The sequence below is a fragment of the Faecalibacterium prausnitzii genome (assembly GCF_019967995.1).
In the GTDB taxonomy this organism is placed as follows: Bacteria; Bacillota; Clostridia; order Oscillospirales; family Ruminococcaceae; genus Faecalibacterium; species Faecalibacterium prausnitzii_E.
Genome location: NZ_CP065377.1, coordinates 1,395,906 through 1,418,745 on the forward strand (window position 1 = coordinate 1,395,906; position 22,840 = coordinate 1,418,745).

A 22,840-nucleotide genomic window follows, 5' to 3' on the forward strand; every position below is an offset into this window, starting at 1 on the left:
CTCATTTCTCCTGTAAAATATTGCGGCCATTGGTCAGCAGTTCTTCCAGCCGGGCCAGCTCTCGCTTGAGTACCTCAAACCCGGAAGGGGTCAATTGATATTCTTTTTTCCGGCTCCCGCTTTCCATGGGCAGGGGAGCGATCCACCCTTTTTCGCACAGTGCGTTCAAAGCACCGTACAAGGTCCCGGCGGCCAGCCGCACTCGTCCTCCGGAAAGCTGTTCGGTCTGCTGCATGATGCCGTAACCGTGTTGTGGGTGGTAGAGAGAAAGCAGGATGTAGTAAGTGGATTCCGTTAACGCCAGATTTTCCATTGTATCGCCTCACTTTGTATCGACACACGATATATCGTAATTGCATTATATCGCGCGGCGATACATCTGTCAAGAGCTTTTTGGCAGGAAACCCTCTCAGTCACGCTTTGCGCGCCTGAGAGGGTATCTTACTTTCTCAAAAACTTATTGTCCACCCAGATGCAGACGCAGGCACCGAGGATGGAGATGACAAAGGAACTGAAGCTCCCGGTCGCGTGGATGCCGACCAGGCCGAACAGAAACTCGCCGACAAAGCTGCCCAGTACACCCAGAACGGCATTGCGGGCGAACGATGTCTCGGTGCCCATAAAGCGGCCTGCGATGTACCCGGCCAGGGCACCCACCAGTACGCCGATGACCAGCGAGGCCAGCAGCCCCACAAGGGAGAACAGGCCCATCAGGCAGCCGACCAAAGCGCAGATGAGCGCGATGACGATCAGAATCGAGAGTGTGATCATAATGAGACCTCCTATTTGGTTTGTGCAGCTGCCTGCTCTGCTGCATACCGGCAGACATCCTTCAGGCAGCACCGTTCACATTCGGGTTTGCGGGCATTGCAGACGGCCCGGCCGTGCATGACGAACCGATGGCACAGGTCGCTGCCCTCTTCGGGCGGGATGATCTTCCACAGCGCCATTTCCACCTTCTGCGGTTCTTTGATGCCGTCCACCAGACCGATCTTATTGCACAGCCGGATGCAGTGGGTGTCCGTCACGATGGCAGGCTTGCCGAACACATCGCCCATGATAAGATTCGCGCTCTTCCGGCCCACGCCGGGCAGCGCCAGCAGCTCTTCAAAGGTGGTGGGCACCTTGCAGTCGTACCGGTCACGCAGCATCCGCATACAGGCCGAGATATCCCGCGCCTTGCTGCGGCCCAGCCCGCACGGCTTGACGATGGCTTCGATGTCCTCCGGTTCGGCAGCGGCCAGCGACGCCACATCGGGGTACTTTGCAAACAGGTCCTGCACGACGATGTTCACCCGTGCATCGGTGCACTGTGCGGCCAGCCGCACACTGACCAGCAGCTGCCAGGCGTGGTCGTAGTCCAGTGTGCAGCCTGCATCCGGGTATTCCTGTTTCAACCGGTCAATGACCGTGCACGCCAGCGCCTTTTTGGCGGAAAGGTCTTCCGCCGGGGAAGCTTTGCGCATGAGATCGCCTCGTTTCACATAAGGATAGCCTGATGATACCATGTTTCGACGAGTTTGTAAATGAATTTTGCGATATCGGGGCAGGCCCCTGCCAAAGAAGCGCTTGTCCTCAGCGGGGAAATGCGGTATACTAAGATAAACAGGAAATTGTCTCAGATGAGCAAAGAGGAGGAACGACCGATGAACGAACCGCTGGCGCAGCGTCTGCGCCCCAAAACACTGGCCGAGGTCTGTGGGCAGCAGCATCTGCTGGCACCGGGGCGGGTGTTCCGCCGCACCATCGAGAGCGGAAAGATCCCCAACATGATCTTCTACGGCCCCTCCGGCACCGGCAAGACCACCGTGGCCCGCATCATTGCCGAAAACAGCGGGATGACCCTCCACAAGCTCAACGGCACCTCCTGCGGCACCGGCGACATCAAGGCGGTCCTCAAGGACATCGGCACACTGGCCGGGGCAGGGGGCATCCTGCTCTACCTCGACGAGATCCAGTACCTGAACAAAAAGCAGCAGCAGAGCCTGTTGGAGTGCATTGAGGACGGCAGCGTCACCCTCATCGCCTCCACCACCGAAAACCCCTACTTCTACATCTATAATGCGCTGCTGTCCCGCTGCACGGTGTTCGAGTTCCGGTCACTGGCGGCGGCGGATGTGGAGCAGGGCCTGCACAACGCGCTGGAAAAGCTCTCGGAATCGGAGGGCGTCCCGGTTACAATGGACCCGGACGCCTGCACGTACCTTGCCGAGAGTGCCGGCGGCGACCTGCGCAAGGCGCTGGGCTGCCTCGATTTTGCCGTTACCGCCGCACCGCAGGACGAGCAAGGCAAGCATATTTCCCTGGAAATGATCCGGCAGGTCACCCGCCGCACCGCCATGCGGTACGACCGGGACGGCGATGACCATTACGACATCGTCTCTGCCTACCAGAAATCCATGCGCGGCTCCGACCCGGACGCAGCGCTCCACTATCTGGCCCGCCTGCTGGAAGCAGGGGACCTGCCCTCGGCCTGCCGCCGCCTGATGGTCTGTGCCTGCGAGGATGTGGGCCTTGCCTACCCGCAGATCATCCCCATCGTCAAGGCGGCCATCGACGCGGCCAACATGGTGGGCCTGCCGGAAGCCCGGCTCCCACTGGCGGATGCGGTCATTCTGGTGGCCACCAGCCCCAAATCCAACAGCGCCCACGATGCGATCAATGCCGCCATCGCGGATGTGCAGGCCGGGCGCACCGGGCCGATCCCGCGCCAGCTGCAGAACAAGCACTTTGACGGCGAGGATGCCCTCGTCAAGGGGCAGAACTACAAATACGCCCACGACTACCCGAACCACTGGGTCGAGCAGCAATACCTGCCCGATGTGCTCAGGGATGTCCGGTACTACACCTTTGGAGAAAACAAAAACGAACAGGCGACCCGCGCCTACTGGGTCCGCATCAAGGGCGAAGACAAAGTATAAAAACCACAACAGGAGGAACTTATGCGTTATTCCAAGCAGCGTGAGCTGGTTTTGCGGAAGGTGGAAGAACTCTGCGACCACCCCACCGCGGAAGAGATTTTTGACAAAGCTGCACCGGAGTGCCCCGGCCTGAGCCTCGGCACGGTCTACCGCAACCTGAACAGTCTGGTGGAGGCGGGCCGGGTGCGCCGCGTCTCCATCCCCGGCAAGGCCGACCGATTCGACCACACCCTGTGCTGGCACAGCCATCTCTACTGCAACGCCTGCGGCCGCGTCGTGGACGCCGATGTGGACGAAAAGCAGGTGATGAAGCTGGTCCGCAGCCAGAAGGGCGTCGTGCAGGACTGCGCGGTGGTCCTGTTCGGCCTGTGCGAGGCCTGCGCCCAAAAGCAGGCCGAAGCCTCCGTCTGAACCGAAAAATTCGCACTTCCTACTTGCCCTGCGGCGCAAAACAGGGTATACTAAAAAGAGCTTTCTGAAAATATCGAACCGAAGGATGGTTTCATCATTGGAGTACATTGCATTTGAACACAACGCCACCGCCGCCGAGCTGGTGCGCAAGACATACGACACCCCGCCGCTGGCCTTCGTCCACAGCTACGGCTGCCAGCAGAACGTCAACGACGGCGAGCGCATCAAGGGTGTGCTGGTGGATATCGGCTACGGCCTGTGCGACAAGCCCGAAGACGCCGACCTCATCCTCTTTAACACCTGCGCCGTCCGCGAGCACGCCGAGCAGCGCGTTTTCGGCAATGTGGGCGCGCTCAAGGGCCTGAAGGAGAAAAAGCCCGGCCTGATGATCGGCCTGTGCGGCTGCATGGCCAACCAGAAGCATGTGGTGGAAAAGCTGCGCCAGAGCTATCCGTATGTGGACCTCGTCTTCGGCGTGGACGGCATCGACACCCTGCCGCAGCTCATTGCGCAGAAGCTGCAAAAGCACAAGCGGGTCCTTCTGGAGCCTGCCCAGCGCCCCGTCATTGTGGAGAACATCCCCATCCGGCGCGAGAGCGAGTTCCGCGCCTGGCTGCCCATCATGTACGGCTGCGACAACTTCTGCACCTACTGCATCGTGCCCTATGTCCGCGGCCGCGAAAAGAGCCGCAAGCCCGGCGATATCCTGGCCGAATTCCGGGGCCTTGTGGAAGCGGGCTACAAGGAAATCACCCTGCTGGGCCAAAATGTCAACAGCTACGGCAAGGGCCTGGAAGAGAAGGTGGATTTTTCCGACCTGCTCAACCTGCTCTGCTCGGTGCCCGGCGATTATCAGATCCGCTTCATGACCAGCCACCCGAAGGACGCCAGCCATAAGCTCATTGACACCATTGCCGCGCAGCCGCACCTGTGCAAGCACCTGCATCTGCCGGTGCAGTGCGGCTCGGACCGAATGCTGGCCCAGATGAACCGCCATTACACCGTTGCGCAGTACCTCGAACTCATCGAGTACGCCCGCAGGACTGTGCCCGGCATCACCTTCTCCAGCGACATCATCATCGGCTTCCCCGGTGAGACGGAGGAGGATTTCCAGGGCACCCTCGACCTGATCCGGAAGGTCGGTTACATGCAGCTGTTCACCTTCATCTACTCCAAGCGCACCGGGACCAAGGCGGCAGAAATGCCTGACCCCACCCCCCGCAAGGAAAAGACCGACCGGATGAGCCGCCTGCTGAAGATCCAGGACGAGATCGCCATGGGCCTCGTCAAAGCACAGGTGGGCCAGACCGTCCGCGTCCTCGTGGAGAGCTTTGGCCGCAGCGAGGGTACCCTCTCCGGCCGGTTGGACAACAACCTGACCGTCGAGTTCGCCGCCGACCCCGGCTGGATGGGCCGGTATGCCAATGTGCACCTCACCGGTGCCCGCGCCACCGTCCTGTTGGGCGAGCTGGCAGATTGACCAGGATTTCCCGGAGCGGAACGGCTCCATCAAATGAAAAGAACATTAAAGGAGACTATTCTTATGGATTGCATCGACCTCTTTAAGCGTGCCGCCATGGCACTGCAGACCGACCCCCGCTATCTGGCCCTCGACCAGGCCCGCAAGCTCAACGACAACGATGAGGAGCTGCAGAACATGATCGGCGAGTTCAACCTTGCCCGCATGGACCTGAACAACGAGATCGGCAAGAGCGAGCGCAGCGATGCGCGCATCTCCGAGCTGAACGAGAAGGTCAACGACCTGTACGGCAAGATCATGGCCGATGAGGGCATGGTGGCCTACAACGAGGCCAAGAAGGACTGCGAGAACCTCGTTAACTACATCGACGCCATCATCAACACCGCGATGAACGGCGGCGACCCCATGACCGTGCAGGAACCCAGCGCGTCCTGCACCGGCAGCTGCTCCACCTGCGGCGGCTGCCACTGAGCACATGTGAAACGGAAAACGCGGCTGCGCTTTGCAGGCCGCGTTTTCCTTGCAAAAGCGGTTACTCCCTGCAAACCAGAGCAGAAGGCCTCTCGCACACAGGCCGGTCTGCCCGGCATGATGTTTCAAAACTGCGCTCAAACAGGGATTCAATGCAAGAAAGGTGGACTACCATGGCGGAACTGTCGCCCATGATGCAGCAATATCTGGAGATCAAAAAAAAACACAAGGACGAGATTCTGTTCTACCGCATCGGCGACTTTTACGAGATGTTCTTCGACGATGCCCGGACGGCCTCGCGGGAGCTGGACCTGACGCTGACCGGAAAGCAGTGCGGTCAGGAGGAGCGCGCCCCCATGTGCGGAGTGCCCTTCCACAGCTACGAAGGCTATGTGGCCCGGCTCATCGCCAAAGGCTACAAGGTCGCCATCTGTGAGCAGGTGGAAGACCCCGCCAAGGCCAAAGGCCTCGTCAAGCGGGATATCATCCGTGTGGTCACGCCCGGCACCATCATCGAGAGCAGTATGCTCCAAGATGATAAAAACAACTACATCGCGAGCATTTTCATCAAGGGGAACACGGCGGGCCTCTGCTTTGCCGACGTTTCCACCGGCACGGCCCACATCACGGAACTCCGGCAGGAAAAGGTCGTCCCGGCTGTCATCACCGAGCTGTGCCGCTACCACCCCAGTGAGGTGCTGATGAACCCCAACACCCTCGACTGCCGGGAGCTGACCACCTACCTGAAGAAAAATATGCAGTGCTCCGTTGAACTTGTCGAAGAGGAGCGCTATGCGCCGGGCCTTGTGGCCATCGCGCTGGAAAATCAGTTCGGCCGCGACTGGCCCGCGAAGACCGGCATCGACGAAAAGGGCAACGTCCGCTTTGCCATGGCGGCGTTGCTGGAATATCTGCACGATACCCAGATCAAGGGCGTCGAACGCCTGAAGACCGTCGTCAGCTACAACAAGGCGCAGTTCATGCGGCTGTCGCCGGTCACGCGGGCCAATCTGGAACTGACCGAGACGCTGCGCGGCCGCGAGAAGCGGGGCACCCTGCTCTGGGTGCTGGACAAGACCAGCACCGCCATGGGCAAGCGGATGCTCCGCAGCTGGATCGAACAGCCGCTCGTTTCCAGCGGCATCATCAACCGCCGCCTGAACGAGGTGGAAAGTCTGGTCAATCAGACCGTCCAGCGCGGCGACCTCATGGAAGAGCTGCACTACATCTCCGATCTGGAGCGGATGATGACCCGCACCGTCTACGGCTCGGCCACGCCGAAGGAGATCTACGCTATGGCCCAGACCTGCGACCGCCTGCCGGGGCTGCGTCGGCAGGCCGAAAGCTGCAATTGCCCGGAGCTGGCCGAACTGGCGGCGCAGATCGACCCGCTGACCGACATCAAGGAAAAGATCTACGCGGCGGTCAGCCCGGACGCACCGTCCACCTTAAAGGACGGCGGTGTCATCGCCAAGGGCTACCACACCGAGGTGGACGAGCTGCGTTCCATCCGCGATAACACCAAGGGCATCCTGGCCCAGCTGGAGACCCGCCTGCGGCAGGAGACCGGCATCCCCAAGCTGAAGATCGGCTACAACCACGTCTTTGGCTACTTTATCGAGGTCAGCAACAGCTACAAAAATCTGGTGCCGGAGACCTACATCCGCAAGCAGACGCTCACCAGCGGCGAGCGCTACATCACCCAGGAACTCAAAGAGCTGGAGAGCAAGATCCTCGGTGCCCACGAGCGCCTCATCGCGCTGGAACACCGCCTTTTTGCGGAGCTGCTGGAGACCATCAGCGCCCAGCTGGACCGCATCCAGCGGACGGCCAATGCCGTCGCCGAGCTGGATGTGCTGGCGGCGCTGGCTCAGGTGGCGGCCGAGAACAACTACTGCCGCCCCGTTGTGGACGACGGCGACGAGCTGACCATTGTGGAGGGCCGTCATCCGGTGGTCGAGCAGATGCTCAAGGGCAGCCTGTTCGTGCCCAATGATACCACCCTCAACTGCTCCACCGACCGCTGCCTCATCATCACCGGCCCCAACATGGCCGGTAAATCGACCTACATGCGTCAAAATGCCCTCATCGCGCTGATGGCGCAGATCGGCTCCTTCGTCCCGGCCAAAGAATGCCATGTGGGCGTTGTGGACGCCATCTTCACCCGCATCGGTGCATCGGACGATCTGTCGGCCGGGCAGTCCACCTTCATGGTGGAAATGACCGAGGTGGCCGAGATCCTGAAGAACGCCACCACAAAGAGTCTGGTCATTCTGGATGAGATCGGCCGCGGCACGTCCACATTTGACGGCATGAGCATTGCCCGCGCTGTGGTCGAGCACATCTCCGACCCGGCCAAAGGGCTTGGCTGCAAGACGCTGTTCGCCACCCACTACCACGAGCTGACCGACCTCGAAGGCATTCTGGAGGGCGTGAAGAACTACAACATCGCGGTCAAAAAGCGCGGCGAAGATATCACGTTCCTTCGCCGGATCGTCCGCGGCCCGGCCGATGACAGCTACGGCATCGAGGTGGCAAAGCTGGCCGGTCTGCCCGGCACCGTGACCCGCCGTGCCCACGAGGTGCTGCGGGCACTGGAAGCCAGCGCCCCCAAGAACAACGTCGAACAGATGGATTTCGATGCCCTGCAGGAGTACAATTCTCCGGCCGTGCCCAGCGAAGTGCTGGAAAAGCTGGAAGCCCTCGATGTGGAGACGCTGACCCCCATTGAAGCGCTGAACTTCCTGTACGAGCTCAAAAAGACCCTGAAGGGCAGCCTGAACGGCTGAAACTGACGCAATGCCAACGAAAAGGGGAGGGAACTTATGGCAGTCATCCATGTTTTGGACAAACACACCGCAGAGCTGATCGCCGCCGGTGAGGTCGTCGAGCGGCCGGCTTCGGTGGTCAAAGAACTGCTCGAAAACGCCATCGACGCCGGTGCCGCCCAGATCACGGTGAGCATCGAGTCCGGCGGCGTCAAGTTGATCGAGATCAGCGACAACGGCACCGGCATCGAAGCCGCCTACATCCCCACGGCGTTCATCCGCCATGCCACCAGCAAGATCCAGACCGAGGAGGACCTGAACCATATCCACACCCTCGGCTTCCGGGGCGAAGCACTGGCCTCCATTGCCAGTGTGGCGCGGGTGGAGGTGCTGACCCGGACCGAAGCGGACGAATGCGCCTCGGTCTACCGCATCGAGGGCGGGGAAGCCTATCCCATCGAACCCGGTGCCCGCAGCGTGGGAACCACCATCCGGGTGAAGGACCTGTTCTACAACACGCCCGCCCGAATGAAGTTCCTGAAAAAGGATTCCAGCGAGGGCACCTTTGTGGCGGACACCGTCGCCCATGTGGCCCTGAGCCACCCGGAGGTCAGCTTCAAGTTCATCCGTGAGGGAAAATTGCAGTACGTCACCCCCGGCGACGGTCAGCTGCGCAGTGCAGCATATGCCGTGCTGGGCCGGGAGTTCAGCCGGGACCTCATCGAGCTGGACAACCGCGAGGGTGTCTACCGGGTGTGGGGCCTCATCACCCAGCCCAGAAGCTGCCGTGCCAGCCGGAGTATGCAGTATTTCTATATCAATGGGCGCTATGTCCGCAACCGCACCATGATGGCGGGCATGGAAATGGCGTTCAAGGGCACCACGATGCAGGGCAAGTTCCCTGGAGGAATCTTGCTTCTGGAAATGCCGTCAGACCTGGTGGACGTCAACGTGCACCCGGCCAAAACGGAAGTCCGCTTCGCCCGCGAGAATGATATTTTCGACCTCGTGTACCACGCCACCAAGCTGGCGCTGGCTCAACCGGGCACCGGCGAGCGGCTGTTCGCTTTCGAGGAACCCAAAAACGAGAAGAATAACGAAAAATCCAACAGTTCAGAAAAAGACGAAATTCCGAGTCAAAATACTGTAAAGAAAAATAACTTTACAGCACTTTCTGCCGTTATTCCGGGGCAGGCAGAGCCGGGCACGTTGGAACAGCACCCCACAACTGCCCCTTCCGTGGCACCCGCTGCACCGGCGGTCCTGGCTCCGGCTATGCCCACCCGGCCAGTCCGCCCGGCAGCGGCGGAAGCGGACATCCTGCCGGGGCCGTCTACGGCATCCCCCAATGAGCACAGCTGGACAACGGTTGCACCTTCGGCTCCCCTGAATCCGGATGTCAGCCTGCACAGCCCGAAGCGGCCGGAAGAGGAGGCAGACCTTGCCGAACCGGTTGCGCCGCGTTTCCGTGCAGCGTCCAGCGAGGCCCAGCTCGACATCGAGCCAGATGCAGACGACCTGCCCGGAGCACAGGACCGCATGGCGGCATGGGACCCGGCCCCGCAGCCCAAAACGACAGGACCGGAACCCGCTGCGGCCGGACCCGCCGAAACGGAAGGAGCGTCGGCCCCCGCCGGGACGCCCGAACAGATGGGCTTTGATCTTCAGGAGGGGCCGGAGCCGCTCCGCTATGTGGGCGAACTTTTCCGCACCTACATCCTCGCGGAGCGGGGGGACGAGGTGTGCATCATTGATAAACACGCGGCCCACGAGCGCCAGCTCTTTGAAAAGCTGGCCGCGTCCTACGGCGATGTGCCCAGCCAGCTGCTGCTGGAACCGGTGGTGGTGGAGCTTTCGGCCGAGGAGAAGACGGCACTGCTGGCCAACATCGACCTGCTGGAACGTGCCGGGCTGGAGATCGACGACTTTGGCGGCAATTCGGTCTTTCTGCGCGCGGTCCCTGCCGATGTGGAGCAGAGCAGCGCCGAAGACCTTCTCGTGGAGCTGGCGGCGAAGCTGGCCCACGGCAGCCGCGACGCCTTGAGCGAAAAGACCGAGTGGGTGCTCCACTCCATCTCCTGCCGTGCAGCCATCAAGGCAGGGGACCACACCTCCCCGCAGGAGCTTATGGCGCTGGCCGAGAAGATCCTGTCCGGCGAAGTGCCGCCCTTCTGCCCGCATGGCCGCCCCTGCGTCCTCAAATTGACCCGAAAGGAGCTGGAAAAGCAGTTTGGCCGAATCGTTTGAGAAAAAACACCCGGTCCTCGCTGTGGTCGGCCCGACCGCGACCGGCAAGACCGCGCTGGGCGTTGCGCTGGCCGAGCAGTTCGGCGGCGAGATCATCAGTGCGGATTCGATGCAGATCTATAAAGGCCTCGATATCGGCACCGCCAAGGTGACGCCGGAAGAGACCCACGGCATCCCACACCATGCTGTCGATCTTCTGGAGCCGGACCAGACCTTCAGCGTGGCGGATTTCACTACGCTGGCCGGAACACTGGAAGCCGACCTCTCCGCCTGCGGAAAGCTGCCCATCCTGGTGGGCGGCACTGGGCTGTACGTTCAGAGCTTCCTCTACGGCGTCCGCTTCACGGCCGAAAAAGCCCCGGACGGCCTGCGGGAGAAGCTGGCGGCAGAGCTGGTCGAAAAAGGCCCGGCTGCCCTGTACGAAGAGCTGAAACAGGTGGACCCCGAAGCCGCTGCCGCCATCCACCCGAACAATCAGGTGCGGGTGCTGCGGGCGCTGGAGCACTACCGCGCCACCGGCCGACGCCTCAGTGAACAGAAGGCGGCTTCGCTCCCGCCGGAGCGGCCCTACCGCGCACTGGTGCTGGGGCTGGACTTCCCGGAGCGCGCCCAGCTCTACCGCCGCATCGACCTGCGGGTGGACCGGATGATGGACGCGGGCCTTCTGGCCGAAGCCGAAACCGTGTTTGCAAACCGGACCCGCTTCAAAACGGCAGCGCAGGCCATTGGCTATAAGGAATTCTTTCCCTACTTTATGGGGGAGTCGGAACTGACGCCCTGCGTGGAGAAGCTCAAGCAGGCTTCCCGCAACTACGCCAAGCGTCAGCTGACCTGGTTCCGCCACATGGACGGTGTGGTCTGGCTGGACGCAGCGGCACCAGACCTCCAGGCCCGCGCCGCCGCACTGACGCAGGAATTTATCACGAAAGGATGAGCAGAATGCAGGAAGAGAAGGAAAAACGTGAGCTGCCCGGCGCACTGAAGACGCTGGCAGGCGTTGCCATCGTCTTTTTGCTGCTGGCGGCCGTGTATGTCTTCTATCAGGCCATGCAGGTGCTGTTCCCGCCCAACACCTACGAAACGGCCCTTCTGGCTACGGTGGAAGACACGGTGGATGCCGAGGGCGTACTGCTGTTCAACGAAAGCTACGTGGCCGGGGACGGCACGCTGGGCTACCTTGTGGCCGATGGCGAGCGCGTCTCGGCGGGCACTGCGGTGGCGGAAGTCTACAGCGATGCTTCCCAGGCCGGTCTGCGCCAGCAGCTGACCCAGATCAACGACCAGATCGACCTGCTGCAAAAATCACAGAACACCACCTCGGCGCAGATGGAATCCCTGCGCAAAGACCGCTCGGCGGCGCTGTATGATCTGATGGATGCGCTGGATGCCTCCGACTACGAGGATACCGACGCCCAGACGGAGGACTATCTGCTGGCCCAGAACAAGCTCTGGATCATCACCGGTGAGGTCTCCACCTTCTCGGACCAGATCGCCGCGCTGGTGCAGCAGGCGTCCAATGTGCAGGCCCAGCTGGGCAGTCCCACCCAGATCACCGCCCCGCAGACGGGCTATTTCATCCGTTCGGCCAGTTCCGGGCGGCTCAATGCCGGCATGGAGGACATCCTTGCGCTGGGTGCTGCGGACCTGAAAGCCTACATCGAGTCCTCCCCGGAGATCAAACTGGACGGCTGCGCGGGCAAGATCGTCTCCGGCTTCACCTGGTACTACGCGGGCATCTGCTCGGCCAAACAGGGCGAAAAGCTGCTGGGCTCGGACGGAAAACCGCGGAAGACCTCGGTGGAGATCCGTTTCCCCGGCCAGGCGGAAACGCCCCTCAAGGCCACCGTGCAGGAAGTGAACATCGACACTGAGAACGACATGACCCGCTTCGTCCTCTCGTGCGAGGTCATCAACGGCGACGTGCTGCGGCTGAACCGGGCCAATGCGCAGGTCATCGTGGGGCAGAGCACCGGTCTGCGGGTGCCGCAGGCGGCGGTCCATTACCTCAAGGAGGACGGCTCCGAGGCCGAGGGTCAGGGCGAGAACTACATCCCCGGCGTCTATGTCAAGTACGGCAACCTGGCCCGTTTCTGCAAGATCGACCCCGTGGACGACCAGCACCCCCAGGTGCTGGATGGCGATTATCTCATCGTTTTGCCCAGCGGAACGGCCGGTTCGGTCAGTCAGGTTCGCCTTTATGACGAGATTATCGTCTCCGGACAAAATTTGTATGACGGAAAACTTTTGTAGTTATTGACATCTGCGGCAAAAAATCCGATAATAGTAGAAGCTATTTGCATCTCTTTGCAAAATCAGCCAGGCAGCGCAAGCCGCCCGAATGAAAGGAGCAGTTTCTATGTCTTTTGTGGATAGTCTGAAGAAGGGGCTTTTCGGCAGCGAGGACGAGTACGACGATCAGTACATCGACGACGGCCCCCAGATGGTGAACAACAACAACGGTCTGGGCGTCGGGGCAGACGAAGAGGATGAGGAGCCCGCAGAGGGCACCCCCAGAAAGAACAAGGTGGTCAACATCCATGCGACCACCCAGCTCAAGGTCGTTCTGGTCAAGCCGGAGCGCTTTGAGGATGCCAGCACCATCGCCGACCACCTGAACAACAAGCGCACCGTGGTCCTGAACCTGGAGTCTACCAACAAGGAAGTTTCCCGCCGCCTGGTCGATTTCCTCTCCGGCGTCGCCTACGCCAACAACGGCCAGATCAAGCGCGTGGCAAACAGCACCTTCATCATCACCCCCTACAACGTGGATATCATGGGTGATCTGCTGGACGAGCTGGAGAACAATGGCGCGTTCTATTAATCCTGCCCCCAAAGCCGTGCGGGGCTTCGTCCCCGCCCGCAGCGATGAAGAGCGCTATCTGATGCGGCACATCGAGGATCTGGCCCGCACGGCGGAGAGCCGCGGCATCCCGCGCTATTCCGCCTTTCTGAGTGACCGGGAGCAGGATCTTGCCAGAGCAGCGCTCAACCGCGCCGCCGTCCCGGAAAATGTGTATCACTTCGAGGGCGGCTGGCCCGGTGCAGAGCGTCGGCTCCTCTGCCTGGAACCGGAGGGCAGCTGGCCGGACAGCCCGCTGTGCTGTGTCCGGCTCACCTGCCGGGTGCAGGCCGGGGCTGCTCTTCCGGCGCACAAGGATTACCTCGGCAGCCTGATGGGGCTGGAATTGCGGCGGGAGGCGCTGGGCGACATCGTCCTGCCCTCCGATGCGCCGGGCACGGCCTATGTCTTTGCGCTGGAACCGGCGGCGCAGCTCATCTGTCAGGAACTGCTGCAGGCGGGCCGGGTGGAGGTCACGACCCGGCTTCTGCCGCTGGAGGAGCTTCCGGAGTTCCCGCAGGCGGAGCGGACGCTGCAAACGGCGACCGTTTCTTCCCTGCGGTTGGATGCGGTGCTGGCAGCCATGCTCCACTGCAGCCGCAGCATGGCAGCGGAGCTCATCACGGCAGGCCGGGTGGAGATCAACCACCTTCCTGTGGAGAGCGTCCACGCCCCGGTGTATGAGGGCGATGTCTTCACCGTGCGGGGCAAGGGCCGCTTTGGTCTGACGGCACTGCCCGGAAAAAGCAGAAAAGACCGGGCGATCATCGAGTTTTTTCAATATTAAATGAATTTGGGAGGAAACTACTATGCTGACCTCGCAGGACGTGCGCAGCGTTCAATTTGAAAAAAACCTCCGCGGCTATCGCACCGAAGAGGTGGACCGTTTCCTGGATAAGGTCGAAGAGCAGCTCCGGCAGGACGATGCCCTGGCCGAGGAGCTGCGCAAGCAGATCGCAGACCTGACAGCGGAAAACCAGCGTCTCCACGAAGAGATGAAGAACTACGAGGCGGACGGCGACATGCTCAAGAGTGCGCTCATCAATGCACAGCGCATGGGCGAGAACGTCATCCGCGAAGCAAACCAGAAGTCGGAAGAGATCCTGCACCGTGCAAATCTGCGCGGGGATGATATTATCCGCGATGCCAATGAGCTGCTCCAGAAGGCCAGTGACCGCGCGGATGAGATCATCAACGAAGCAAACGATAAAAAGCTGGCAGAGGAGCGCGAGTATGACCGCGTCCGTCTGGAAGTCACCCGTTTCAAGTCCGATGTGCTCAACCTGTACCGCAGCCATGTCGAGTCTCTGAGCCGCCTGCCGGAGTTCCAGAAGGAGGAGCCGGAGGCTGCCGAGCCCGCTGTGGAGGAAAAAGCAGAGGAGACCACTGCTGCAGCTCTGACCGAGGAGATCGAGCAGGCACAGCCGGAGACCGATGCAGCCCCTGCGGACGAGGAAACCGCAGAGGACGACAAGAGCGAGGATTTCTGGTCCAAGGATGAGAGCCAGCTCAAGATCAAGCTGGACCCGTCTCAGGCACCCGTTGGCGCAGAGGAAGAGGAAGAACCGGCAGAGCCGGATTATGCCGCTTTCAAGGGCGTCAAATTCAGCGAGTGACCGGAGCGTTTCAATAAATTAGAGGAGTGTGTAACCATTGGCTAAGAATAAGTCTCAGTACGACAGTACGTTGAATCTGCCCAAGACGCTGTTCGAGATGCGCGCAGGCCTGCCCAAAAAGGAGCCTGTCATGCTCAAGGACTGGGAAGACAACGACCTGTACAATCAGCTCATCAAGCACAACGACGGCAAGCCCAAGTTCGTTCTGCACGACGGCCCTCCGTATGCAAACGGCAACATCCACATGGGCACCGCGCTGAACAAGATCATCAAGGATATCATCATCCGCGACAAGAACATGGAGGGCTTCCAGGCTCCCTATGTGCCCGGCTTTGATACCCACGGCCTGCCCATTGAGCTGAAGGCGCTGTCCTCCGTCGGCGAGAAGAAGAAGGACATCTCCAAGCTGGAGCTGCGCCAGATCTGCGAAAAGTTCGCCACCGAGCACATCGACATCATGAGCGACCAGTTCAAGCGTCTGGGCGTCATCGGCGACTTTGAGCACCCCTACCTGACCCTGAAGCCGGAGTTTGAGGCCCGCCAGATCGAGATCTTCGGTGAGATGGCCAAGAAGGGCTATATCTACAAGGGCCTGAAGCCCGTTTACTGGTGCCCTGACTGCCGCACCGCTCTGGCTGAGGCCGAGATCGAGTACGGCGAGGATGACTGCGATTCCATCTTCGTCCGCTTCCATGTCACCCAGGACCCCAACGGTGTGCTGGCAAAGCATGGCATCCCGATGGACAAGACCTACTTCGTGATCTGGACCACCACCACCTGGACTCTGCCCGCCAACGAGGCCATCTGCCTGAACGGCCAGTTCGAGTATTCCTTCGTCAAGATCGGCGAGGAGTACCACATCATGGCCACCGAGCTGGTCAAGAGCGTCATGGATGCCTGCCACATCACCGACTATGAGGTCGTGGGCGAGCCGGTCAGCGGCGCAGAGTTCGAGCTCATGCGCTACCAGCACGTCTACCTGCCCAAGGAGGGCTGGGTCATCCTGGGCGACCACGTCACGCTGGAGAGCGGCTCCGGCTGCGTCCACACCGCAGGCGGCCACGGCGTCGATGACTTCAACGTCTGCCAGAAGTATCCGCAGGTGCCCATCACCGTCCCCGTGGACGACGGCGGCTATCTGACCGACCTGGCTGGCAAGTACGCAGGCCAGCGCGTCTGGGCAGCCAATAAGACCATTCTGGCCGACCTCACCGCGTCCGGTGCCGTCATGGGTCAGGTGCACATCAAGCATCAGTACCCGCACTGCTGGCGTTGCCATCACCCCATCATCTTCCGCGCCACCGAGCAGTGGTTCTGCTCGGTCGCAAAGTTCCGTGAGGATGTCTACAAGGCCATCGACACTGTGCAGTGGATGCCTGACTGGGGCCACGACCGCATGAAGGGCATGGTCCGCGACCGCAACGACTGGTGCATCAGCCGTCAGCGCACCTGGGGCGTGCCCATCCCGGCCTTCTACTGCAAGAAGTGCGGTGCTTACCACATCACCGATGCCACCATCAAGGCCGTCAGCGAGCTGTTCCGCAAGGAAGGCTCCGATGCCTGGTACAAGTACGAAGCCGAGCAGATCATCCCCGCAGGCGAAGTCTGCGAGAAGTGCGGCGCTTCCGAGTGGACCAAGGACACCGACATCATGGACGTCTGGTTCGATTCCGGCTCCACCCATGCAGCCGTTCTGGAAGAGCGCCCGGAGCTGCACTTCCCGGCTGACATGTATATGGAGGGCGGCGACCAGTTCCGCGGCTGGTTCCAGTCCAGCCTGCTGACCAGCGTTGCAAGCAAGGGCTGCGCCCCCTACAAGTCCGTTCTGTGCCACGGCTGGGTCGTGGACGAGCAGGGCAAGCAGATGCACAAGAGCGCAGGCAACGGCGTGGAGCCCAGCGAGATCATCAAGGACTACGGTGCCGATATCATCCGCCTGTGGGTCGCTTCTTCCGACTACACCGTCGATGTACGCGCCGGTAAGAACATCTTCAAGCAGCTGAGCGAGGCTTACCGCAAGATCCGCAACACCGCCCGCTTCATCCTGGGCAACTTGGACGGCTTCGATCCCAACACCGACTGCGTCACCGACGACCAGCTGCAGGAGATCGACCGCTGGGCACTGGCTGCGCTGGATGACCTGATCGTCAACGCACACGCCGGTTATGCGGTCTACGACTTCAACAAGGTCTACCACGCAGTCTACAACTTCTGCGTCGTGGCCATGTCCAACTTCTATCTGGATGTCACCAAGGATCGTCTCTACTGCACCAACGGCGCAGCCCGCCGCGCAGCACAGACCACCATGTACAAGATCCTGGTCGCACTGGATAAGATCATCGCCCCCATCCTCTGCTTCACCAGCCAGGAGATCTGGGACTTCATGCCCAAGACCGAGGGCATGAACAAGTACGTCGTCTTCGAGGATATGCCCAAAGCGGGCCAGTATGCCGCCGACGATGCCTTCAAGGCCAAGTGGGCACAGCTCATCGCTGTCCGCGACGAGGTCAAGAAGGTGCTGGAGCAGGCCCGTGCCGAGAAGACCATCGGTGCTTCGCTGGAAGCTGCCGTCACCCTGTACTGCAACGATGCCGTCTATGACCTGCTGAACAGCATCCCCATGGACGAGCTGGCTGACCTGATGATCGTCTCCCAGGTGGAGCTGGTCAAGGGCGAGGGCGGCGCTGCCTCTGCGGTCGAGGGTCTGGGCGTGGCTGCGGCTCACGCCACCGGCGACAAGTGCGAGCGCTGCTGGAAGTATTCCGCAGACATCGGCACCCATCCGGCTCACCCCACCCTCTGCGCCCGCTGCGCAAGCGTGGTGGAAGGCTAAGGCTTTTTCCGTTTGAACGCTGCGGCGCTCCTTTCGAGCAGGGGAGCGCCGCTTTTTGATATCAGAAGACCGGCGGGTCCGGCCCGCTGTTGGGAGTATTTCGTTATGGCTTATGTGATCTTTAACCTGCTGTGTGTGGCAGTGCTCATCGGCATCGACCAGGGCATCAAGTTCTGGGCGGTGCATGTGCTGATGCCCGTGGGCACTCTGCCGCTCATCCCCCATGTGGTGGAGCTACGGTTCGTGCTCAACCAGGGCATGGCATTCAGCCTGCTCAGCGGCAGGCAGCTGTTTTTGATCGTGGCCACCAGCGCTGCGCTGATCCTTGTCGCATACTGGCTGTTTTTTCGCAGCCGGAACGATCGCCTGCAGCAGGCGGCGCTGATCCTTGTGCTGGGCGGCGGCATCGGCAACCTCATCGACCGTGTGCTAAACGGCGAGGTCGTGGACTACATCAACCTGCTGTTCATGCGGTTCGCCGTCTTCAACTTTGCGGACATCTGCGTCTGTGTGGGGGTGGCGCTCTGGGTGCTGGTCATCTTTTTGGAGGAGCTGCACTCCGGTGACGCAAAGGAGCCGTGACCCATGGAACAGCGTGAATTTATCGTGGAAGCGGAGGGCGCAGGCCAGCGCATCGACCGCTTTTTGAGCGGGGAGGATACCGGCCTTTCCCGCAGTGCGCTGCAGGCGCTGGTGGCAGATGGCCATGTGCTGTGCAACGGCAAGGCCCCGGTTAAAAGCCTGAAGCTCAAGGCCGGCGACATCATCCTGCTGGAGATCCCGGACGCCCGGCCCATTGAGGCCGTGCCGCAGGAGATCCCGCTGGACATCGTGTTTGAGGATGCGCACCTGCTGGTGGTCAACAAGCCCAAGGGCATGGTGGTACACCCGGCCCCCGGCAACCCGGACGGCACATTGGTCAATGCGCTGCTGTGGCACTGCAAGGGCAGCCTTTCCGGCATCGGCGGCGAGATCCGCCCCGGCATCGTCCACCGCATTGATAAGGACACCAGCGGCCTTCTCGTCGTCGCCAAGGACGACGCCACCCACATCGGCCTGTCCCAGCAGATGGCGGTCCACAGCGTGGAGCGGGCTTACCATACCATCGTCTACGGCGGCTTTGCACAGGACGAGGGCTTTGTGGAGTCCCATCTGGGCCGCTCGAAGACCGACCGCAAGAAGATGGCCGTCTACCCGTCCACCGAACCCCACACCAAGTATGCCTACACCGGCTACCGGGTGCTGGAACGCCTGGGCGAGTTCACGATGCTGGAATGCCGCCTGAAAACAGGCCGCACCCACCAGATCCGCGTTCACATGGCGTCCATCCATCACCCGGTGGCAGGGGACCCGGTCTATGGCCCGCACAACTGCATCACCAGCCTCCACGGCCAGTGTCTTCATGCCAAAACACTGGGCTTCGTCCACCCCATCACGGGCGAGCATCTGCGGTTCGACTCCGAACTGCCGGATTACTTCACCCGCTTTCTGACCACGCTCCGTCAGCGCACAGGAGGAAACAACGAATGAGCAATTCCATCGAAAATACGCTGGTCCTCTGCGATCTCGACAACCTTCTTCTGAACGCAGAGGGCAGCCTGCCCCAGCTCCACCGCGATGTGCTGCAGCTGTTTGCCAGCCGCGGCGGCAAGCTGACCATCTACTCCCAGCGGTCGCCCAAGGTGGTGCGTTCTCTGCTGGGCGGGGTACGGCTCAGCGCACCCGCGCTGGTCTGCGGCGGTGTGCTGGCCTACAACTTTGCCGAGGGCACGGGCACGGCCCTGTGCAGCTTTGCCGGGATGGAGGAATCCGTCCTCCGGGTGCTGCCCGGTGTGCCGGGCGTCGGCATCGCCTTGCAGATGAAGAACGGCTCCACCCGTGTGCTGCGGATGAGCGAGTCTCTGGAAGCCCACCTGCGGCAGGAGTGGACCACCTTTGTGCTGAGCAATGCGGCGGACGTCCGGGGAGAGGATGTGCTGCGCATCCTGTTCTATCAGGACAACAAGCAGGTCCCCCTGACGGCGCTGCTGGAAAAGGCGCTGGGCGAGGCCACCGTGACCCTCCGCGCCGAGCGGATGGGTCCGGATGTGCTGGCGCTTCTGCCGGGCAGTGTGTCCGGCAGTGCGATGGTCCAGGCCATCTGCTCCCCGGCAGGCTATTCTGCCGAGCAGCTGACCGTTCTGGCCGACTGCACCCAGATGGCAGAGCTGGTCCATCTGGCGGGGAACAGCGTCGTCCCCGCCGATGCCCCGGCTGAGCTGCGCCTTGCCGCCAGGCAGACCACCCTCACCGATCACGATGCCGGTGCTGCGGCGGAGCTGCTCTATGGCATGGTGCGCTCTGCGGAAACGTCTGCGTAAACGTTGTGTAAAGTCTCCTGTATTTTTCGTGCAGGGGGCTTTCTTTTTGGAGGAAAGTCGGGTACAATGAAGGAAACCGGTTCTCAGGCATCTGCCCGGCGGCACGAGCGGCTGTTTTTGCTGTGTGCGGCAGCGGCGGCTGCGGTCTGCATCCTACTGGCGGCTGCCCTTGCGCCGCCCAGGCTGACGCCAAAGGCAGCATCCGAAACGCCCATGGTCCAGCTCATCCGGGTGGACCTCAACACAGCAGACCTCGAAACGCTCTGCGTCCTGCCAAACGTCGGCGAAAAGCGGGCGCAGGCAATCCTGGAATACCGCGGCACACACGGTCCGTTCCGGCATGTTGCGGATGCGGCCGAGGTGCCCGGCCTCAGCGAGAGCATTGTGGCTTCCTGGGACGGACTGGCCTATGTGAGCTGAACAAACCCAGAAAAGGGGAGTAATTATGAAAGAGGATACCATTTTCATCAACCGCGAACTGAGCTGGCTGGATTTCAACCGCCGGGTGCTCGTGCTGGGCAAGGATAAAAATGTCCCGCTGGCCGAGCAGGTCAAGTTCCTGGCCATTTACGGCTCCAACCTCGATGAGTTCTTCATGGTGCGCGTGGGTTCGCTGCAGGAGCGGGCCAGCCTGATGCACGCCAAAAAGGAGCGGGACAAGCGCGAGAACAAGACGAACATGACCGCCGAAGAGCAGCTGACCGCCATCATGCCCAAGGTGGCGCATTTGCAGGAAGACTGTGATAAATATTACGAGAAGGCGCTGGAAAGTCTGGCAGGATGCGGTTATAAGAAGGTGGACTTCAACGCGCTTTCCAAAGAGGAGGAGCACTTCTGGAAAAAATACTTCCAAAGCGAGCTGTTCCCCATCCTCAGCCCGCAGATCGTGGACAGCCGCCATCCGTTCCCCTTCCTGCGGAACAAGGAGATCTATCTCGGCGTCCTGCTCAAGGAAAAAGGGGAGCAGAGCCTCGGCATGGTCCCCATTTCCAGCCAGATGGAGCGGATGCAGGTCATCCGCCGGGACGGCCGCACCGAGTTTGCCCTGACCGAGGAGCTGGTGCTCCATTATGCGTCCCTCATCTTCGGCAAGGATGCCGTGCAGGAGACCTGCCTCTTCCGCGTCACCCGCAACGCCGACATCGACGTCAAAGAGGGGATGATGGACCACGATATCGACTACCGCGAGATCATGGCCGACCTGCTCAAGCGCCGCCGCAAGCTGGCGGCAGTCCGCCTGCAGGTCACGCCCACGGCCCCGCAGGAGATCGTCCGCATCCTCTGCGAGAAGCTGGAACTGACCCACAAGCGGGTGTTTGCGCAGAAAAGCCCGCTGGACCTGAGCTTCTTCTACAAACTCACTTCCAGGATGGAAGCCGACGGCCACCCGGAGCTGTTCTACCCTGCAGCCCGGCCCATGCTGCCGCCGCCGGACTATGACCTCGCGGCCGAGGTGGAAAAGCACGACGTCCTCCTCAGCTATCCGTACCAGTCCATCCGGCCCTTCATCGCCATGCTGAAAAAGGCCGCGCAGGACCCGGCAGTCATCTCCATCAAGATGACCCTCTACCGGATGGCGCGGGAGTCCCAGATCGTGCAGGCACTGATGGAGGCCGCCGAAAACGGCAAGGAAGTCGTAGCGCTGGTGGAGCTGCGCGCCCGTTTTGACGAGCAGAACAACATCGACTGGTCCAAGCAGCTGGAAGAGGCCGGGTGCACCGTCCTCTACGGCTTTGAAGATTACAAGGTCCACTCCAAGCTGACCCTCATCACCAAGAAAGGCCCGCAGGGCTACAGCTATATCACCCAGATCGGCACCGGCAACTACAACGAGAAGACCAGCGAGCTTTACACCGATTATTCCTTCATCACGGCAGACCTCGGCATCGGCGAGGAGGCTTCCAACGTCTTCCAGAATCTCGCCGTCCAGAAGCTGACGGAGACCAGTGAAAAGATGCTGGTGGCTCCGCTGCGCTTCAAGAGCGTTCTGCTGGATGAGATGGACCGCGTCATCAATGCCGCCCGCCTGGGCCGCCCGGCGTCGATGATCCTGAAAAACAACTCCATCTCGGACCGCGACATCATCCTCAAGCTGGAAGAAGCCAGCTGCGCCGGGGTCCGCATTGATATGATCGTCCGCGGCATCTGCTGCGTCCGCGCCGAGGTGCCGGGCAAGACCGAGAACCTGCACATCCGCAGCCTGGTGGGCCGCTATCTGGAGCATGGCCGCATCTACAGCTTCTACGATGGCACCACCACCCGCATCTACATTGCCTCCGGCGACTTCCTCACCCGCAACACCGAGTGCCGCGTGGAGGTGGGCGTCCGGGTGGAAGACCCCGTTCTCATCCGGAAGCTCAGCGAGATCCTGCAGCTTCAGCTGCGGGATAACGTCAATGCCCGCGAGATGAAGGCGGACGGCAGCTACCAGAAGGTCAAAGCCGCCCCGGACGAAGCACTCGTCAACGGCCAGATGGGGATGTACGACCTGCTGAAAAATGACTGGACGGCCCGCGATGACGTTCCGGAGGAAACACCCGCCCGACCGGAACCGGTTCGTGCCGCTGCCCCGGTGGAAACGCCTGCACCGGCTGCGGAAGCACCCAAAGCCCCTTCGGAGCCGACGCCGCTGCCGGCGGCAGAGCCACCGAAGCCAGTCGTGGTGCCCGAAACCGCCCCGCAGGCGGAACAGACGGTGCACCATCCGGTCGCGGTCGCACATCCCGCCCCGCACACCCCGGCCAAGCCTCGCGGCGGTCTGATGGACCTTTTTGAACAGTTCCACCGCTGGCTCCGCCCCAAGCGCTGAGACCACGCCCTCACAGAGAACGATGCTCTGTGGGGGCGTTTTTGTTCTCCGAACGGGATGACCGGCATAAAATACCCCCAAGGGA

At 61.4% G+C, this 22,840-nt stretch carries 19 protein-coding genes and 1 pseudogene; 17 read left to right on the forward strand and 3 right to left on the reverse strand.

The features are described 5' to 3' along the window. Position 1 precedes the first annotated feature (1 nt). The 3 genes from I5P96_RS06920 to I5P96_RS06930 all read right to left on the reverse strand — a co-directional run bounded on the left by I5P96_RS06920 (position 2) and on the right by I5P96_RS06930 (position 1,466). On the reverse strand, positions 2-313 hold the full coding sequence (locus I5P96_RS06920; RefSeq protein WP_223383670.1) for a PadR family transcriptional regulator: 312 nt from the start codon (positions 311-313) through the stop codon (positions 2-4). 128 nt (positions 314-441) lie between these two features. Further along, positions 442-771 (reverse strand): GlsB/YeaQ/YmgE family stress response membrane protein, encoded by a 330-nt coding sequence (locus I5P96_RS06925; protein WP_097792338.1) that lies wholly within the window; start codon positions 769-771, stop codon positions 442-444. Positions 772-782: 11 nt separating this feature from the next. Next, the gene (locus tag I5P96_RS06930) at positions 783-1,466 is read right to left on the reverse strand and encodes an endonuclease III domain-containing protein (RefSeq protein WP_223383671.1); all 684 of its coding nucleotides are present in this window, start codon (positions 1,464-1,466) and stop codon (positions 783-785) included. A gap of 180 nt (positions 1,467-1,646) precedes the next feature. On the opposite strand from I5P96_RS06930, the gene I5P96_RS06935 reads away from it, so the two are divergent. The 17 genes and pseudogenes from I5P96_RS06935 to ppk1 all read left to right on the forward strand — a co-directional run. Continuing rightward, complete coding sequence (locus I5P96_RS06935) at positions 1,647-2,921, forward strand: replication-associated recombination protein A (RefSeq protein ID WP_223383672.1); 1,275 nt, start codon at positions 1,647-1,649, stop codon at positions 2,919-2,921. Positions 2,922-2,942: 21 nt separating this feature from the next. Further along, positions 2,943-3,332: a transcriptional repressor gene (locus I5P96_RS06940; protein WP_223383673.1), complete on the forward strand. Its 390-nt coding sequence runs from the start codon at positions 2,943-2,945 to the stop codon at positions 3,330-3,332. A 97-nt stretch (positions 3,333-3,429) separates the two neighbouring features. Continuing rightward, positions 3,430-4,812, forward strand: coding sequence for a tRNA (N6-isopentenyl adenosine(37)-C2)-methylthiotransferase MiaB (gene miaB, locus I5P96_RS06945; protein ID WP_223383674.1), 1,383 nt, complete (start codon positions 3,430-3,432; stop codon positions 4,810-4,812). Between the two features lie 63 nt (positions 4,813-4,875). Continuing rightward, entirely contained in the window at positions 4,876-5,283 is a 408-nt protein-coding gene (locus tag I5P96_RS06950) for a YlbF family regulator (RefSeq protein WP_097792333.1), read from the forward strand. 173 nt (positions 5,284-5,456) lie between these two features. Beyond that, positions 5,457-8,072, forward strand: a complete 2,616-nt coding sequence (gene mutS / locus I5P96_RS06955; RefSeq protein WP_223383675.1) for a DNA mismatch repair protein MutS — start codon at positions 5,457-5,459, stop codon at positions 8,070-8,072. A 36-nt stretch (positions 8,073-8,108) separates the two neighbouring features. Continuing rightward, positions 8,109-10,298, forward strand: a complete 2,190-nt coding sequence (mutL, locus tag I5P96_RS06960; protein ID WP_223383676.1) for a DNA mismatch repair endonuclease MutL — start codon at positions 8,109-8,111, stop codon at positions 10,296-10,298. Then, positions 10,282-11,232 carry a tRNA (adenosine(37)-N6)-dimethylallyltransferase MiaA gene (miaA, locus tag I5P96_RS06965; protein WP_223383677.1) on the forward strand — a complete coding sequence of 317 codons (951 nt, stop codon included), beginning with the start codon at positions 10,282-10,284 and terminating at the stop codon, positions 11,230-11,232. Before mutL ends, miaA begins: the two co-directional genes overlap by 17 nt. A 5-nt stretch (positions 11,233-11,237) precedes the next feature. Next, complete coding sequence (locus I5P96_RS06970) at positions 11,238-12,548, forward strand: HlyD family efflux transporter periplasmic adaptor subunit (protein ID WP_223383678.1); 1,311 nt, start codon at positions 11,238-11,240, stop codon at positions 12,546-12,548. A 106-nt stretch (positions 12,549-12,654) separates the two neighbouring features. Then, entirely contained in the window at positions 12,655-13,119 is a 465-nt protein-coding gene (locus I5P96_RS06975) for a cell division protein SepF (protein ID WP_097792329.1), read from the forward strand. Further along, the gene (locus I5P96_RS06980; protein ID WP_223383679.1) at positions 13,103-13,924 is read left to right on the forward strand and encodes an RNA-binding protein; all 822 of its coding nucleotides are present in this window, start codon (positions 13,103-13,105) and stop codon (positions 13,922-13,924) included. Before I5P96_RS06975 ends, I5P96_RS06980 begins: the two co-directional genes overlap by 17 nt. Positions 13,925-13,946: 22 nt before the next feature. After that, positions 13,947-14,753, forward strand: a complete 807-nt coding sequence (locus I5P96_RS06985; RefSeq protein ID WP_118552864.1) for a DivIVA domain-containing protein — start codon at positions 13,947-13,949, stop codon at positions 14,751-14,753. Between the two features lie 37 nt (positions 14,754-14,790). Next, the gene (gene ileS / locus I5P96_RS06990) at positions 14,791-17,586 is read left to right on the forward strand and encodes an isoleucine--tRNA ligase (protein ID WP_118552865.1); all 2,796 of its coding nucleotides are present in this window, start codon (positions 14,791-14,793) and stop codon (positions 17,584-17,586) included. Positions 17,587-17,691: 105 nt separating this feature from the next. Then, complete coding sequence (gene lspA, locus I5P96_RS06995; protein ID WP_207685724.1) at positions 17,692-18,168, forward strand: signal peptidase II; 477 nt, start codon at positions 17,692-17,694, stop codon at positions 18,166-18,168. Positions 18,169-18,171: 3 nt separating this feature from the next. Further along, a complete protein-coding gene (locus I5P96_RS07000; protein WP_097792324.1) occupies positions 18,172-19,116 on the forward strand; it encodes an RluA family pseudouridine synthase in 945 nt (314 codons plus the stop codon). Beyond that, on the forward strand, positions 19,113-19,946 hold the full coding sequence (locus tag I5P96_RS07005; protein ID WP_223383680.1) for an HAD hydrolase family protein: 834 nt from the start codon (positions 19,113-19,115) through the stop codon (positions 19,944-19,946). Before I5P96_RS07000 ends, I5P96_RS07005 begins: the two co-directional genes overlap by 4 nt. Before the next feature lie 66 nt (positions 19,947-20,012). Then, positions 20,013-20,366: a ComEA family DNA-binding protein gene (locus I5P96_RS07010; protein ID WP_223383681.1), complete on the forward strand. Its 354-nt coding sequence runs from the start codon at positions 20,013-20,015 to the stop codon at positions 20,364-20,366. A 19-nt stretch (positions 20,367-20,385) separates the two neighbouring features. After that, positions 20,386-22,755 (forward strand): annotated as a pseudogene (gene ppk1 / locus I5P96_RS07015) (polyphosphate kinase 1); the annotation flags it as partial. Between the last annotated feature and the right edge of the window lie 85 nt (positions 22,756-22,840).